Annotated in this window: 16 protein-coding genes; 4 read left to right on the top strand and 12 right to left on the bottom strand. The window is 60.3% G+C overall.

The window, feature by feature from the left end:
• Window positions 1–346: 346 nt before the first annotated feature.
• From EHF44_RS10705 to EHF44_RS10675, 6 genes are all read right to left on the bottom strand, one after another.
• Window positions 347–2,827, bottom strand: a complete 2,481-nt coding sequence (locus EHF44_RS10705) for a type VI secretion system Vgr family protein (RefSeq protein ID WP_124683731.1) — start codon at window positions 2,825–2,827, stop codon at window positions 347–349.
• Window positions 2,828–3,293: 466 nt separating this feature from the next.
• Window positions 3,294–4,235, bottom strand: coding sequence for a hypothetical protein (locus EHF44_RS10700; protein WP_124683730.1), 942 nt, complete (start codon window positions 4,233–4,235; stop codon window positions 3,294–3,296).
• Between the two features lie 919 nt (window positions 4,236–5,154).
• Window positions 5,155–6,015 carry a ParB/Srx family N-terminal domain-containing protein gene (locus EHF44_RS10695; protein ID WP_124683729.1) on the bottom strand — a complete coding sequence of 287 codons (861 nt, stop codon included), beginning with the start codon at window positions 6,013–6,015 and terminating at the stop codon, window positions 5,155–5,157.
• Window positions 5,999–6,346, bottom strand: a complete 348-nt coding sequence (locus EHF44_RS10690) for a hypothetical protein (RefSeq protein WP_124683728.1) — start codon at window positions 6,344–6,346, stop codon at window positions 5,999–6,001. Before EHF44_RS10690 ends, EHF44_RS10695 begins: the two co-directional genes overlap by 17 nt.
• Before the next feature lie 384 nt (window positions 6,347–6,730).
• On the bottom strand, window positions 6,731–6,994 hold the full coding sequence (locus EHF44_RS10680; RefSeq protein WP_124683726.1) for a hypothetical protein: 264 nt from the start codon (window positions 6,992–6,994) through the stop codon (window positions 6,731–6,733).
• A 346-nt stretch (window positions 6,995–7,340) separates the two neighbouring features.
• Window positions 7,341–7,925, bottom strand: coding sequence for a recombinase family protein (locus EHF44_RS10675; RefSeq protein ID WP_124683725.1), 585 nt, complete (start codon window positions 7,923–7,925; stop codon window positions 7,341–7,343).
• Window positions 7,926–8,453: 528 nt separating this feature from the next.
• On the opposite strand from EHF44_RS10675, the gene EHF44_RS10670 reads away from it, so the two are divergent.
• Window positions 8,454–9,053: a hypothetical protein gene (locus tag EHF44_RS10670; protein WP_124683724.1), complete on the top strand. Its 600-nt coding sequence runs from the start codon at window positions 8,454–8,456 to the stop codon at window positions 9,051–9,053.
• 136 nt (window positions 9,054–9,189) lie between these two features.
• Here the strand turns inward: EHF44_RS10670 and EHF44_RS10665 are convergent, their stop codons facing one another.
• A complete protein-coding gene (locus tag EHF44_RS10665; RefSeq protein ID WP_124683723.1) occupies window positions 9,190–10,548 on the bottom strand; it encodes a phage integrase in 1,359 nt (452 codons plus the stop codon).
• Between the two features lie 796 nt (window positions 10,549–11,344).
• On the opposite strand from EHF44_RS10665, the gene EHF44_RS10660 reads away from it, so the two are divergent.
• The 3 genes from EHF44_RS10660 to EHF44_RS10650 all read left to right on the top strand — a co-directional run bounded on the left by EHF44_RS10660 (window position 11,345) and on the right by EHF44_RS10650 (window position 12,662).
• Complete coding sequence (locus EHF44_RS10660; RefSeq protein ID WP_124683722.1) at window positions 11,345–11,563, top strand: DUF2188 domain-containing protein; 219 nt, start codon at window positions 11,345–11,347, stop codon at window positions 11,561–11,563.
• A 50-nt stretch (window positions 11,564–11,613) separates the two neighbouring features.
• Window positions 11,614–12,198 (top strand): ATP-dependent DNA ligase, encoded by a 585-nt coding sequence (locus EHF44_RS10655; protein WP_253699790.1) that lies wholly within the window; start codon window positions 11,614–11,616, stop codon window positions 12,196–12,198.
• A gap of 125 nt (window positions 12,199–12,323) precedes the next feature.
• On the top strand, window positions 12,324–12,662 hold the full coding sequence (locus tag EHF44_RS10650; RefSeq protein WP_124683720.1) for a helix-turn-helix domain-containing protein: 339 nt from the start codon (window positions 12,324–12,326) through the stop codon (window positions 12,660–12,662).
• 771 nt (window positions 12,663–13,433) lie between these two features.
• Here EHF44_RS10650 and EHF44_RS10645 read toward each other — a convergent pair.
• From EHF44_RS10645 to EHF44_RS10625, 5 genes are read right to left on the bottom strand one after another with little or no spacing between them, the layout of a single operon-like run.
• Window positions 13,434–13,835 (bottom strand): hypothetical protein, encoded by a 402-nt coding sequence (locus EHF44_RS10645; RefSeq protein WP_124683719.1) that lies wholly within the window; start codon window positions 13,833–13,835, stop codon window positions 13,434–13,436.
• Window positions 13,832–14,020, bottom strand: a complete 189-nt coding sequence (locus tag EHF44_RS10640) for a hypothetical protein (RefSeq protein WP_124683718.1) — start codon at window positions 14,018–14,020, stop codon at window positions 13,832–13,834. The genes EHF44_RS10645 and EHF44_RS10640 overlap by 4 nt, the downstream gene beginning before the upstream one ends.
• Window positions 14,017–14,448 (bottom strand): hypothetical protein, encoded by a 432-nt coding sequence (locus EHF44_RS10635; RefSeq protein ID WP_124683717.1) that lies wholly within the window; start codon window positions 14,446–14,448, stop codon window positions 14,017–14,019. Before EHF44_RS10635 ends, EHF44_RS10640 begins: the two co-directional genes overlap by 4 nt.
• Window positions 14,432–14,803 (bottom strand): hypothetical protein, encoded by a 372-nt coding sequence (locus tag EHF44_RS10630; RefSeq protein ID WP_148094321.1) that lies wholly within the window; start codon window positions 14,801–14,803, stop codon window positions 14,432–14,434. Before EHF44_RS10630 ends, EHF44_RS10635 begins: the two co-directional genes overlap by 17 nt.
• Window positions 14,800–15,333: a glycoside hydrolase family 19 protein gene (locus EHF44_RS10625; protein WP_124683715.1), complete on the bottom strand. Its 534-nt coding sequence runs from the start codon at window positions 15,331–15,333 to the stop codon at window positions 14,800–14,802. Before EHF44_RS10625 ends, EHF44_RS10630 begins: the two co-directional genes overlap by 4 nt.
• Between the last annotated feature and the right edge of the window lie 2 nt (window positions 15,334–15,335).

Raw genomic sequence — 15,335 nt, 5'->3', positions numbered from 1 at the left:
CTGGGGTCTATCTCAACCGTTTCAGTCACCAGATCATCGGCCCGCTCATCGGTGTTCTTGAAGAAATAGCTGAACAGTTGCACGATCAAGTCTGCCCCGCCACGCAGATCGACGTTTGGGGGTTTCCAGACGCTTGATTTCCCTTCCTTCTTGCGCAAGTTGGTGCCCATGATTCCCGGTATGAAGAGAATCGGAATCACATACGGCTTCGCCAGGACGATTTTCTCGCGCTGATCCTCCTCAGGCGTTAGTACCGCGGTACTGTACTGATCGCCATCTTTATCGACGGTGCTGGGGATGATGAAGGCATTAGGTTCGATCATGGTCTTCGCAACGGATAAAGAAATCAGTCAAGCGGACGAATCTGTACGGGTTCCACGAAGAGGCTCTTCTGGATTGGCGTCTTGCCGGACGCGTCCGTTTGCATCTTGAGTCTCGTGCCGTCGCCTCGGACCATTTCAATGACCGAGTCGGAGAGTGGTTCCCCTGTCGATGGATTCCGAAGGACATAGGCGTCGTTGAATGTCGCGTGCTGCCAGGTGTTCATCGATTGCGCGAGCGAACTGGGTCCCTGACGGCTGAACGCTGCCGACTTGATGGTCCGGTCGCCACGCGTCCCGTCTTCGATCCCCGTGGACGACATTCGCAAGTAGGAGCCGCCACACTTGAGCAGCAACTCGTCCTTGGCCTCGATGACGACGCGACCATTTGCGCTGCTGATCGTCACGTGCTTGTCCGCGAGAAGTCGCATTTCATCGCTCTGGGCCTGAATCTCTACCCGGCCCCGCGCAGCGAATAACTTGATGCCCAGCTTGTGGGCGAAGACAGAGACCAATTCCCCCGCGGCCAGCGTAAAGCGTCTTGCGATGCTGAAATCCGCGTGGCCGCCCGCTGTGGCAATAAGATTCTGCGCGGCTGAACACTGGATATCGGCTCTCGAAGCCAGCGCCACGCCTGCGGGCGCGCTGATCAGGATGCCCGCCTTCTTCAATTGCGCCAGGGATTCATTGAGCAGCGTCTTCTGACGGTCGTAGTCAGCGGCCACTGCCTCGGCCGCTTTGGCTGCGGCCGCCAAGGCTTCGGTCTGCTGCAGTGCTTGCTGGAGAAGCCCCTGGGCAGACTCCATGTCGAGCTGCTGGCCATTTGCGGTCGGCTGATCGTCCGCCGAAATGAAGATTCCCTTGCCACCTCGCAAGGCTCCCCACCCCGACGTCCGCAACTCAAAGCCATCACCGCGCTTCTTTCTCTCCCTGTCGACCAGGTAGCCCATATTGAGCTGCGTCTTGCCGCCGTACTCGGTGGACAGCTTGACACTTTCCTGGCCCTCCCAATCCTCGAAGCGCAGCTTGTTATTCGCTTGCGTGCGGATGACATTGCGCGACAGCCACCGATCCTGGTTCGTGATCAGGTCTTCATGCTGGCTGTGGTGATGCGCATGGGCGATGTATGGCTTGTTGGGATCACCGTCCCGGAATGCAATCCCGACTTCCGTGCCGTCGATCAACGGGAAATGCATGCCTGTCTGCCCCGCCCCGGCGAACGGTTTAGCCAGGCGCATGGGCACGCTCTCACTACCCTTGGACCATTCGTCGTAATCGAGGTCCAGGCGCACGACGTACAAGCCTTGCTGCGTCAGATAGGCATATTTGTAGTCGCCGGGCGACGTCACGCGCCCGCTCAGCGTGCCCGCGATACGGGGCCACTTGCTCTCGTCGATCGGCAGGCGGAAGCGGCGGTCCGAGTGAATCGCCTTGTAGGTGTTTCGGTAGGCCCGATCGCGCCCGCCGGTATGCGTGACTTCGGTAACCACCTGCCCGTTGGGCGCGTCCGGCAGTGCGAGATCCATGCGCAGAATGCGTGCCGGACGCAGACCGAGGATGTTGCTCTCGCCTTCGTAGACCAGTTGCCCCGCAAGCGCCGCTTCATGGCGAAGTTGCGCTTCCCATTTCGCCCCGGCCGGGTCCAGGTGATGTGTACCGTAGACGTAGGACTGCCCGTAATTGCCCTTTTCCTTGCGGGCGACATTGGCTTCCCCTTCCTTGCGCTCGTACGAATCCGCCGGGTTGTAGTCGGCCGTGCGAAACGATTCGGGCACGGTCTGCACATGCGTCTGGATGGCGGCCACGGTCTCGACACCCGACTCCAGACCCGCCGTCTCCCGGTAAGGCGCCAGCAATTCCGGCTCGTAGATATAGTGATCGATGTCGTCGGCGATCTGAAAGACATCGCCAAAGACCGTCCCATGCCGGCCGGGCAGGAAGTAGCTGTACATCCCCTCCTGTTCCATCAGCAGCCGGATGTAGTCCCAGTCGGACATCTGGTACTGGAGCCGGAACGCATGCTCCGGATACTCGCGGCGAGTCTTGAAGGAGAACTGGTGGCCTTCCAGGCCGTGCTGGCGCAGGATGGCTTCGATGATCTGCGGCGCGGTCTTCTTCTGGTAGACGCGGCTTGCCTGGGTCAGCGTCAGCAACGCCACCTTGGGCCGCACCTCCATCTCGTAGGCGCAGAAATCGCGGGTCTGCCCGGTCTTGGAAAAGCGGAAGATGCAGCCCGAAAACTGGCGAGTCGTGGCGCCGTCGCCAGCATCGATCGTGAAGGTGGCGTCCCGGCGCAAGTACTCCATCCGGTCCAGATCCATCGGATGGGTCAACCGGACCTTCACGCTGTAGGGCTCCCCAAGGCGCTCGGTGGCCGTGAATGACACCACGGAGAGGCCAGTGGCACTGCGCGCGCCAAGCACCTCCAGGTGATAGGCCTGACGTCCCGTCACGGCTGCGAGCAGCCCGCTCCCCGTTGCCTGCAGTTCATTCCCCGCACCAGCCATTGTTCTGCCTCCGTTCCCAGCGTGACCGAACCTTCCCGATAGGCCATCGCCAACAACGCGAGGCCCAACGCCTGCGGGCCGGACGTTACGCCGTTTTCTTCCGAGTGAAAACGGTCAACGCAACGCACATAGAACGGAGATCAAACAGGGGTGAAAATCGATTTTTCGCTATGGACGGGATGCGGCAGGACTGGCCGGCGATCGGGTCGAATAGAGGCAGCTGGAGAAGAAAATCGAAAACCGCGGAGCGCGGCATGGGTCAACGTGTCCCTGCGGACGGTGGGAGGGGCGGGATTATGCCAGAGGAGGAAAATCTCAAAGACCCACGACAGCCGCAATGATGGTCCCGCCGACAGGCACCGGAACCAAACTCCCTGCCCGCAAAGCCAGCACTGGCCTAGAGGGGTTTCGTGGGGTGGGTTGAATTACCCCAGCATCTTACCCCACCCCAGGCCAGCCTTCTAGATCAAATCAGACCGACCTTAGCGGCCACCTTGGTCGGCATCCACTGGCCTTGGATTTTCACAAGCTCGTCCCCATTCGGGGCGGTCTTCGTCTCGAACCCTCGGGACGCCAGCGCCTTAGCACTCGGAGCCACGTTGCTCATGTACGCCTCCACCAGCGGCTTGAAGCCTCCCATGCTGTTGCCAAACACCTGTTGCTGTACGGCAGTCTGCAAGGCCCCCTTGTTCTCAGGCTGACGGCAGAAGTCATAGAAGTTCTGGAGGTCATCGGCAGGAATGCCCAGACCGCTAGTGATGAAGTGATCGGCCTGCGCCTGATAGGCATCGACAACGAATTGAGTCCGCTGCGCTGCTTCGGATGGCTCCATGCCGGTGTCCTGAGCAACGGCTGCTGACACATCCTCAAGGGTCATATCTCCAACAGCAGCAGCAATGCCGATGGAGCCAGCCTTCTGTACGGTGGAGTCGTTCATACCATCCAGTGCGCTATTCACGGCATCAACAATCTCCGCAGGCATCGCACCGGGTTCAGCCTGGGTTTCCTCTTCGGTGTCTCCATTGGTCGCCTGAGGTGCAGCCCTGGATGCCAACTCGAAACCGTTCGGAGTTTCCACCAGGACACCGGCCTTCACGAACATTTCCACTTGGGCATTCAAGCCGTCGATTTCGACTACGCTGTCAGCCGTGATCTTGCTGGTAGGGTTGCCGTAGCTGTTCTTTGCGGTGGAGCGCCAGTCATCGTCACTGTAGGGCGTGAGGTCACTAGCTGAGACAGCACCACGAGTGGCGGTAGTCGTGGCCCCACCATCGCCTCGGAAGTTGATCGAGGTGACACCACCGACAACCTTAGTGCTCGCATTCTGGTGAGCAGGCGGCGGTGCTGTAGGGATGGTGATGGGGGTGGTGCTCTCATCAGCGGAAGAGACTTGATAGAAATCGGTCATTGTTAGTCCTTGTCAGAATTAAATGAGCCCGTTTTCTCGGGCTGCTGTGATTCGGTAGAAACCTCCGCCAATCTCAACGCGGTCTTGATCGGCGGTCTTGCCCTCCATGACTCGATAGCCACGGAGGCGGAGCCCTGTGGGGCTGTAGGGGTCAACGGGTTTGGCCGGACGTGTGGCCTGAGGGGAAACCTCAACGGGGGTGTGAGGATGCGGGCCAGTGGTCTCGTAGGAGCCATCCTCAAGCTTCCGCACCAAGCCAAGCCGGAGCAGCGTGGCAATGGTGGAGGTCACGTCCTTGACCCGGCATACGGTGTCGTCATTCATGCCGGGGGCAACACTTCTGTTAGACGGGCTCGAAGCTCCCAATCAACGAGGCCAGAAACGAGGGATTGCAGCGTCCCCTCCTTCGTGGGCTCACCTAGGAACGCATCTAGTCGCTCATGAATGTCCGCCCTCGGATCGAACTCTTTAGCCAATACCTGAACGTGGCGGCGCGCTCGTGTGCCGGTAGCTCGATTGGACGTGTTATCGCGCTGCATGCTTGCCTCCTGACAGGAAGATTTTGGCTTTGGCTCGTGCCTCACGGGAGGTCACGGACGATTTGAAAGCACGCAGGTAATGCACGGGGATGGGCTGCATGCTGGTGTACTGGATCAGCATTGCTGCCAGTGTCTCCACGACTTGGCGTGGGTTCTCTTTGATAGAAACGTTTGGGTCCATAGACGCGATAGGAGGCCCCTCCAGGGTCTCGCACGGATGCGGCCTAGAGTCGGGTGGGTTGATCTGGGAAAATGCGGTGAAAGGCCGTTTAAGCGGTCTGCAACAGGTGTGACTTGGGATGCACTGAGGGGGTGGCCCAGGTGTTCACGGTGAACACTTCCCGTTCAAAAAGCCTGTCCTGTATGTGAACGCTGGGGGCTCAGAACTCGTCCTTAGGCCCCTTCAGCCAAACCACCTGAGCCTCCTTATTGGCAACCTCACGGGTCACCTCCTCGAACACCTCAGCGACAAGCTCAGGCTGGGCCTTCAAGTCCATCCCGAGGGCTGCAAGCATTGCTTCGGCAATCCGCTTCCGTTCCATCTCCTGCATCTCCTCACTCTTGGGTTTCTCAAAGTCCTTCCAGAACGCCTTTAGCTCACGCCAGAGCGGCGCGTGTTTGCGGATGTGCTCGGTATCAAAGTGAATGCCTTGCAGAGTGGCCCTGCGTTGCATCTCAGCGAGAACCTCAGGAGCCTTCTTAGCAACGTTGCTAGCGGTGCCGATGCTGACTTGATACCGCTTCGCCCGATCCCTAACGCTTCCCGTGGCTTCACCAAGCAGGGTTGCCATCCAGAGATTCTCAAGTAGCTCCTTCGGGTGGAGACTTAGGTGGAGCCGCTTGTTGATGTCCAGGGCCAACGCTCGGGCCTCACCCTCAGTGGAGACATGCGCCTCCTGCACCCACACCAGCGCCTCAGTGTCGAGACCATCAGCAGTCAACGCCTCATAGCGATGATGACCATCAATGATCCACAACACCTCAGCGGAATCTGTCCAGACAATGAGGGGGTCTAACGTGATGTCTGCTTTAACGAGTGCCTCCAGGCCATCGCGTAGCTGCTGCCGTTCGGCATCCTTGGCGCTGGCTTGGGTGAAGCTACATGCCCGAGAGTTGCGAATCTGGAATCGCTCCTCGTCAACCTGAAGGAAGCCGAAGGGGACTTGCTGGGGGGGACTGAGGAGGGGGTGGGTGAGACCGAGGATGTTGGCGGGAGGCGTCTGCTTACTCTTCCTGGTCATATCGCTTCCGATTCGTCATCACTGCCGCGATAGCGGGGAAGTATTCACGGAGAAGCTCGGAGGTATTTTTCTGATTCGTGCCTACCTCGTCCGCAATCTCATACTGAGTCTTCAGGTTGGCCGCGCTAAGCTCACCTTCGGGGTCTCGCAAATGCTGGCCCTCCTCGATGTAGCGAAAGAAGCGTTCCTTCTTCGGTGCCTTCTGATTGGGAAACCAGGAGCGTTTGTTTATCTCCGCAGCCACCTCCGGGAATTCACGGCGGAGAGCACGACTCACATTTGAGCCGCGCGCATATCCCACCTCGCTCGCAATCTCGTCCAGGAATTTCACATTGTCGGGTGAGGGTGGCTGCTCTCTGTCCCGCAGATGATTCCCCTCGGAGATGTACCGCCTGAGTTTCGCTAAAGTGGCTCCACGAGGTGTACTGCGGGGACTGCCCGTGTTGGCGCTAACGCCGAATTCAACTTGGGTATGCATGGATCAGCCGTAGTAAAGTTGATCGAACGTAATCCGAACGACATCGTTCTGTGCTGCTGCGGTTGTAAGAACGACTCCACTAGGGACGGCAGTAAGTGGGACTGAAGCACCACCGTTGATGGTCGCCGTGGGAGTTACGGCAGGGTTATATTCGGGCAAGCCAAAGAATCGCTGACCCGCTTTAGCTTGTTCGGTATGTACGCGTGTTGTCATGGTTTGTATTGGGTTGGTGAAAGATCAGGCGAGGCGGTGAAGGGCCAAGACTTCAGCGGTGATGTCCTCACCTTCCAGGCCACGGACATGTGCCGCGTACACCTGAATAGCGCGCCGTGCGAGGATGCTCTTGGAAGGCTTGCGGCCCTGCTTAATGCGAAGCTCAGGGCGGTCCTGAAGAGTCCTGAGGGTGCTCACTAGCTCGGACTCAACGCGAAGCCGTAGCATCTCGCTCCCTGGCTTGCGGCTCAGTTGGGGTGAATAGGCAGTGGTTGGTTTGTTGGTCATGATTCAATCCGGAGGTAACAGTTGTGCAGAAACAGAGCCGACCCTTTTGGGTGGCCCTAACGATGGACTGCTGTGGGAATTGCGGTGGAGCGAGGAACTGATTGGCTCAGACGCAGACACGCCAGAAAAACGAAACCCCAGCATCCTTTCGGACCTGGGGAACGCTTGACTAACAAGGAAAGCTGCCCTGGGAAGCGCCTCTCAAGAACTTCCCTGAGCATGGACGGAGGGTGACTGACGTTGGGCTCTTGGTGCCTGTGCGGGGTCTCCTGCGGCCCTTGGTCTGTTGCCTCTCATTCCTATTGTGTGCATGCGACGTAAGTCCTTGATTTGTAAGGACCCCAATTTACGCAGCCTCAGCCCGTTCACGGACCCGCATGATGGTCTGTCGAGTCGTCTTGAAGTCCCGCGCTAGCTGCGCCACCGGGACACCCTCAGCCAACTTCTGGCGCACCTCCTGTTGCTGCTCCAGGCTCAACGCTGAGGGTCTGCCGAACGCCTTGCCGTCTGCCTTGGCCCTGCGGATACCGGCGTTGGTCCGCTCAATCAGGAGGTCTCGCTCAAACTCCGCTACTGCTGCGAGGACTTGCATTGTCATCCGTCCTGCTGCACTGGTCAGATCAACACCACCGAGGGCGAGGCAATGAACCCGGACACCCTCATCAGCGAGGGCCTCCACGGTAGCGCGGACATCCATTGCATTGCGCCCGAGACGATCCAGCTTCGTCACCACCAGGACATCCCCCTCCTCCAGCTTCTCACTGAGAGCCTTGAACTTGGGGCGCTCCATCGCAGTGACTGACCCGGAGATGTGCTCGGTCACGGTGCGGCGTGGCGTTAGTGCAAAGCCTGCGGCCTCAATCTCTCGGACTTGGTTATCTGTGGTCTGGTCGGTCGTGGAGACACGGCAGTAGGCGAAGACACGGGACATGATTAGCTCTCTGTACGAAAGGGATGTACGAATAATAGATGGTGTACGAAAGATTGCAAGCCTCAGTTTCGTACATGTGTTGTAAGGGGAGTACGTAAGTGATCCCATTCGTACAGAAGAGCGGAGGCGCTGCTATGTGTGCCGGTTCATCTGTACGTCCCACCAAGCGAACCTCAAGAGAGTCCCCGAGGTGTCACGCTGGAGGCTGAACCATGAGCCCCGCTTGCGTGGGGACACACGCTCAATGAACGCCTCCACGTTGCCGAGTCGGATGTACGGAAGGTCGATGGTGATTGCTGGCATGTCTTACCCTCTGTCGTGTTGCGTTGGCCGCGTGTGCGGCTAAGAGGGTGATGCAGCTAGCCCGATTCGCTGAGCCTCGCAAACGCTGCACCTACACAGGCAGTGAGTCCCTGTGGCCCTCCTATGGGCCGCGCAGGGGGCACCGGGGGGAAGCCACCTGAGTCAAGTCGAGGGGGAGGCTTTCAGATTTTTGTGGTGTAGGATTTCCACACCCTGGGGGACGCAATGACACCTGAAGACGAAAAAGAAATCGTAGCGCTGATGCGCGCTGCACGGGAAAAGAGCCGTGGCTACGCAGACTTCTACGGTTGGCCCACTGACAGGGACATTGAGGAGTGGGGCGTAGTGACCACCCTTTGGGAGTCCCTTCAGCGCACCGGAGAGTCCTTCTTCGATGACATCAAGCGCCGTGGTCGTGGCAACGATCCACCTGATTGCGAGGCGGTAGACGTTGAGGGAAAGCGGATTGCCATAGAGGTCACTGAGCTAGTCTGCCCAGAGGCAATCCAGGCGTACAAGGAGGGCCGTGTCTATGATTGGGCGCAGTGGCCCAAGGAGCGGTTCATCGCAGAGATAGCGCGCCGCATCGCTGACAAGGGGACACGCTACGGGAAACTCAAGGGTGGCCCTTACGAGGGCGGATATATCGTCCTGATATTCACGGATGAGCCCATGCTCCCAATCGAAACCGTGCGGGAATTCCTGAGCGGTCACGTCTTCGAGAAACCCGAGGGAGTCACGAGGGCGTTTCTCTTGGTGTCCTATCATCCTTCGGTGCAGATGCACCCGTATGCCGAACTGCCCTTAGGAAGTCGTAATCCGTAGGGCGCATCTCAGTGGACTCAAGCCATCCCCTTCCGTTGCACCTGGGGCAGTCCTCATGTTGACCTGAGGGGGCAACAGTGTGGCCGTGACCTTCGCACTGACCACAAGGAAAAATAACTGCCATGATCCCACCTCCTCAGATGGTCACTTTCCCGAGCCACTCGGACATGACGCGAAGCGTATAGCCCTTGCCGTAGGTGGCCCCGATACCGTCAATCGTCCATCCACCTATCGCAAGGCGAATCTCGGGAGGACAGCCTACCTCGCGCAGACGGTCGGCCATCGTGTGGCGTAGCTCATGCGCGGTGTGATTCATCTTCACGCCATCAACCTTCAGCGCCCGAATCCACTTCGCAATAGTGTTGGATGCGTGAGTGGCCTTGGTCTCCTCCGCTGAGGTGTACCGGGGGAATGCAAAACGCTGGCCTTTCCGTGCATTCTCTTTGACCCGTTGAGCGGCCCATAGGGCATGACCCAAGAGCGGCACTGTGCGCGCACTCACGTCATTCTTGAGGGACCGCCAAGGGTGCGGCTGAATGACTACGTGGGGAATCTCGGCATCAAGGTTGATGTCATCCAAGGCCAGCCCTGCAATCTCTGCTAGGCGGGCTCCAGTGTCTCCCAGGATGGCAGTCAACCACCGGACATCATCATCCTTGGTCTTGCACGCAGCGAAGAGTATTTTGAGTTCTGGCTCGGTGAAGGGCTCCCGCTTCTTTGCATCCTTGCCATTCTCCGGAATCGGAATCCGGGTGAATGGGTTGGTCTTGGCAATTTCCTTTTCCCGCAACCACGTGCCGATGATGGCGCGGATCGTATTCATGTAGCGATTGACAGTGCCGGTCTTCACCCCACGGGCAATCTCAGCAGCAACGTATTTGTGCGCATCCTCGCGTGAGAGGTCTTCAATCGGCTTATCCCCCACTGCATCCGTGAGCGTCTTGAAGACGAGCCTTGCGCCGTCCTCAAAGCGTTTGTCAGCGCGCTTCGGGTGCAGCTTCAGGTAAAGCTCAAGGGCATCTGTGAGGACAGGCTTGACGGTGCCCGCGATGATCTGTGCTGCTTTGATTTCAACGGGGCTCAGGTACTCGCTGCCATCGGCATCCCGATATACCTCATCATCGCCCTCTGCGTATCGCTGGCGCTTCTCGTCCAGGTGATCGCGGAAGAGGTCGATAGCGTCCTCATCGTCAGCCGTTGGGGTTGCCGTGAGGCCCCACTTGCGGAGCAACTCAACGGCCTGCCCTTGGATGGTCTTAGGTGTCGCGTCAGGATGGCCGCGCATCAGCGACCACTCCGCTTCAAGCTCGCGGTTTAGCTGCTCAATCTTCCGCTTTGCTACCAGCACATCGCCAGTCTCAAGGCTGGCCTTCACCAGCTTGGCGGAATAGCGGTCCTGTAGGTCTTTCGGGATTGCTCGCTGGTAGTAGATGACACCACCGCGAAGGAAGGCATGTTTGAGAGTCACGCGCAGAACACCGAGAGTCAGCTTCATGAGTAGTCTATCTCACAAGACTACCCCACCGAAACTACTCTGGGTTGGCGCTAAGCTGCTGCAATTCCTTGATTATCAAGGGAATTCATGGTGCCCAGGGGCGGAATCTTGGTCCCGCCGACAGGAATCCTAAACTTGGCTGAAACCCTTGCATATTGGGCCATCGCACATTATGAGTAGATTCGATGCCCCTTCCCGTGCCCCTATAACGCCTTTCTTCGGCCGGATGGCTTACAACGAATATGTTGTAACGCGGAGATACAACCGATAGGTTGTTGGCGGGGCGGTGATTGGCCAAGAAGCGAGTCGATTCTCGCAGAGGAATCGCCCGGCGTGATACTGTATATATGTACAGTACTCAGACTCTCGACGAGCAAGTCCTTCGAGTCTGAGACGTGGGAAGAGGCAGAGGACAAGCACCGCAGGGTGCTAGAGAAGATTCGGCGGACCCTGCCTGCCAAGAACGGGTCTAGCTGCATTGCAAAAAAGCGAGGCTGGCGGGGCCGCCAGCCCCGAACTACTACGGAACGGGTTCACTGGAAAAGCAAGTGAACCCGGTATTACGTCACAACACGATCTAACTTTAGAGCGTGGCGTCCCCACCGGCGTAGGGACGACAACATCACACGACGAGGGCACACTAACGGTTCGCGATTGACCCCGCGATTTTCCAAGTCACCACGCAGAACTGCGTGGTTTTTTTTGCCCGCACCCCTTAAGTGGATGTCAGACGCCTACCGATAGTGGCGATGCGTGGACCACGCGCAGACTGTCTTCATAACTCTAGGAGACAGCCATGGCAGCAGATATCCATGTGGTACCGGCCGGCAACGAATGGGCCGTTGAGACGGGCGGCGGCGGCGACCGAACAATGTTCTTCACGCAGGAAGAAGCGATTGCCGCCGGCACCGAGCGCGCCAAGCGCGACAAGGTCGAGTTGCTGATTCACGGCCTCGACGGCCAGATCCGCGCTCGGAACTCCTTCGGCCATGACCCCCGCGACGTCAAGGGCTAGGCGCCATGCCCCGAGGCGACGGCGCTCCGACACTGGACCAGCTCTGCCCCATGCTGCTTACAGAGCGCAAAACCATTCCGCGCGAGGCCGACTGGCTCTACGAGATCAAGTACGACGGCTACCGAGTCTTGGCCAGTACCGGATCCACGGCCCAGCTGAAGAGCCGCGGCGGCATTGACGCGACTGCCTGGTTCCCGGAGGTGGCCGCCGTAGTCGCGGACATGCCGAGTGGCAGCGTGCTGGATGGAGAGGTATGCGTGCTGGACGACCTGGGTCGGAGCAATTTCGACCGCCTGCACGCGCGTGCGCGGCGCAAGGGTTGGTACGAAGGCGCGGACCTGGTCGTCTATTGCGTGTTCGACGTTCTGGTCGCCATGGGGAGGGACTTCCGGCCCGTAGCGCTGGAGAAGCGCAAGGCAATGCTGGCCAAGCTGCTGCGCTCGCACGGCGGCCAGGTGCTCCATGTCACGGGCGTCGACGACGGCGACTGGCTGTATCGCTCCGCCCTAGAGCTGAAACTGGAAGGCGTGGTAGGGAAGCGGCTGGGCTCGCCCTATCAGGACGGGGTGCGCTCGACGGACTGGATCAAGGTGAAGCGCCCCGGCGCGGTGCCGCTTGAACGCTTCAAGCGATGACCTTCCACAACGGATCGTGCCCGCCCGGAGAGCCCACGTAGCGCTTCCGCATGCCTTTCCTATATTTTAGTTTTACGTTTTCTTATGTTCTCCTATACTTCTTTACCCGGACAACACGGAACACGATGGACACACCGCCAAACATTCAGATCATCCACGACGCACAAGGCAAGCCGGCCTTCGTGGTGATCCCATACGCCGACTATGTCTCCGACCGCGGCGCTGACCGTGACTGGGTTCCCAATGAGGTTGCCCACCGTCTCCTGGTGGGGGGCCTTAGCCCGGCCCGCGCCTGGCGCGAGCATCTGAACCTGACCCAGAAAGAAGTTGCCGACCGCATGGGCATTTCCCAGCCTGGCTACGCCGAGATGGAGAACGGCAACGGCAAGATGCGCAAGGCGACGCGGGTGAAGGTAGCCTCTGCGCTCGGCATCACGCCCGGCCAGCTAAACGTCATCGCCTGAATCGCCCCAACCACGTTCCCTTTGAAGCCGGCCATGCGCCGGACGATATGCCCATCTGGAAGTGCTCAAATCATCATGTTGATCACGCTCCATCGCAGCGGACATCGCGCGCTTTTTGTCCGCGTTGGTACCGATTTGGCGACGCTCCCCTCTAACGTCATCGAGTGGTTAGGGCCCATCGAAACATCGGCAGACTCTCGACTAGACGTCGACACCCCCATGCTGGGTCTGATGCCGTCCGCCGTCATGAACGATATTGAGGCCCACGGGTATTGCGCGTTAGACGCCCCTAGCGGGGCGCCAGCGTAGGACAGTTCCGGGAACTGGAACTTACATTCAGCCACGACCCATCCGGGCCGCGGTTTGGGTACCCCGCGCGATTTAAGCGGTAGTTCTCACCCTTGGGCGATGCGCCAGGCCGCTTTTCCGTGACATCCTCGGCACCGCCGGGAAAACCGGTGATTACTTCCTAAATCGTTGAAGCCATCGCTATGGCGGCCGTGGCTGCTTTTTTTGGGTCTACGAAACCTGCGGACTGCGCCGAGAACAAGGGTTCGTTGCTGAGAAAACTCACAGCGTTCACCCGGCGAGGCGGCACCCGCACGCCTCGCCGTCTTTTTCGGCTACCGAGGCCACGCCTCCACCGTTTTCCGGTGCTTGGCTGCGCATTCCCCCAGCGCCCTCAGCACGTCCCCCATCATCCATTCCTGCCAGGCGTCGTAGTCGGCGGCCGCCGGCGCGTCCGGGATCCGGCACGGCGCGGCCAGCGCACTATCGAGCGGCGGCGGCTTGCTTGGCCGCGTCGACGGCGTCGGACAGCTTGCGCACCCGGAAATCGTCAGGGCGGCAATCCACAGGCAGAGGCTTCTTAGCATTTCGAAATTCCTTGACGGCCTGATCGACCTTGGCGGCCAGCGTGGCCTGGCTGGCGTTGAACTCGTCGGCCTTAGTTCGGATGGCCGCGCTGGCCTTGCCGAGATCCTCCATCGCCTTGTGGGCGCCAGCGAGGTCGGCCTGAGCACTTACCGTCTTCATGCGCTCTATCTCGGCGTCCTTGCGCCAGCCGTTGGCCACCCAACCGGCGGAGAAGATGGCCGCGGCCAGCAGCGCGGCGCCGATGGCACGCCAAGGAACAGCCGACAGCGCGGCCCGGGCGGCAATGAGCGGGATCATGGCGTTGCCGCGCAGCGCGCGTAGAGATCCGCCGTCACGCGAATGTGTTCGAGCATGTCGGCGCGCGTGGCGCCGGGCTTCAGGGTGGGCAGGGTGTCGCAGTGACGCGGCAGATGTGCCGGCGCAGCAGGCGGCTCGGCCGCGGCGCAGCCGCCCAGGAACAGGCAGAGCAACAGGATTCTCATTTCCGGGCCTCCCTCACCTTCCGGTTCGCCGCCTCGATGTCGCGGTTCACGTCCTGTCGCTCCGCCTCGGTGAGGGGGCGCGGAGCGGTGGACGCCGGCGCTGTAGCCGGTCGCGCGACGCGCTTCACGGACTTCGCCGCCTCTACCGACGCCTCCGCCGCCTGGGCCGCCGCGCCGGCCGCCGCGGTCACCTTTGGTGTCAGCGCCTCCAGCGTCTGGGTGTAGGCGCCCTGCAGCCGCGCGATCTCGGCCTGATGGTCGTCACGCTGCTGCGCCATCTGATCGCGGAATTGCCACTGGCAGAGCGCATACCCTGCGCCCATCCCGCCACCAACCATCAGCGCCATAAGGGTTACGGCTTCAAGCATGTGGGCGGTGCGGGCGAACGTGGCGCGGTGGCGCGCCAGCCAATCACGAATCCTTGCCATCCAGCCTCTCCTTGAGCAAGCGCACCTCGGCAGTCAGCGCTGCGATGGTTCCTTTGAGCTCCCCAATCTCGCGGTACGCGTCGTTACGTTCCTTGTAAGCGGTGTCGGCGCGCTGCTCGGCAAGATCCGCGCGGGCATTTGCCTTGTCCACCTGCTCAGACAGCTTGGCGATGATGTCGATCTGAGCCTGTGTTTCTGCCCCATCCACCTTGTCGTTGCGCCAGGCTTTACGGATGAACCAGATCGCCCCGCTTACCGCCGCCACGATGAAGCCCAGCGCGCCACCGGTGCCCCCCGGCACGTTCAATTCATTCAGGTCCATCGTTTCCCCGGTCGTCGTGTGGGCGGCGTTCATTGGAGGCCCAGCGCCCGACGGGCACGGTTCCATCTCTCTTTTCGGTCGTCCAGCCCGTTCAGCCCGCCGTTGATCCTCCGAGTGAGGGCCGCGAAGTCGCCGGCGTCAGCCAGCGCATTCAGGCCCCAGCTCCGCCAGTACCAGCCGGCCGAGCGCGCCGCGAGCGCGTCGCCCTGAAGCAGCGTGGGGTTGGCCTCGAGGTCGACGCCCAGCGCGGCGCCGCACGACCGGTAGTTGGCTCGCCCCGTAATCTGGATCAGGCCGCGCCCCATAAAGCGCTTGCCATCGCCCGGCTGCGTGTTACCGAGATCGGCCCGGCCTTCGTATCGCAGCTGCGCGGGCGTCGGCCCCCATAACTCGCGGGTGTAGATGAAACCGCCCGACTCGTGCCCGATCTGGGCGAGCCACGCTGCCTGCCGCGCCGGCGAGTCGATCCCGTACTCGGCCCAGGCGGCGGTGACATGGGAATGCCAGCGATCGGCCATCGCCTGCGTCAGGCCGGCGGCCAGCTTGAAGGTCTGCCTTTCCATGA

The sequence above is a fragment of the Cupriavidus pauculus genome (assembly GCF_003854935.1).
GTDB classification, from domain to species: domain Bacteria; phylum Pseudomonadota; class Gammaproteobacteria; order Burkholderiales; family Burkholderiaceae; genus Cupriavidus; species Cupriavidus pauculus_C.
Note: the sequence above shows the minus strand (reverse complement) of the source record. Positions and strands in the feature narration are given on the sequence as shown.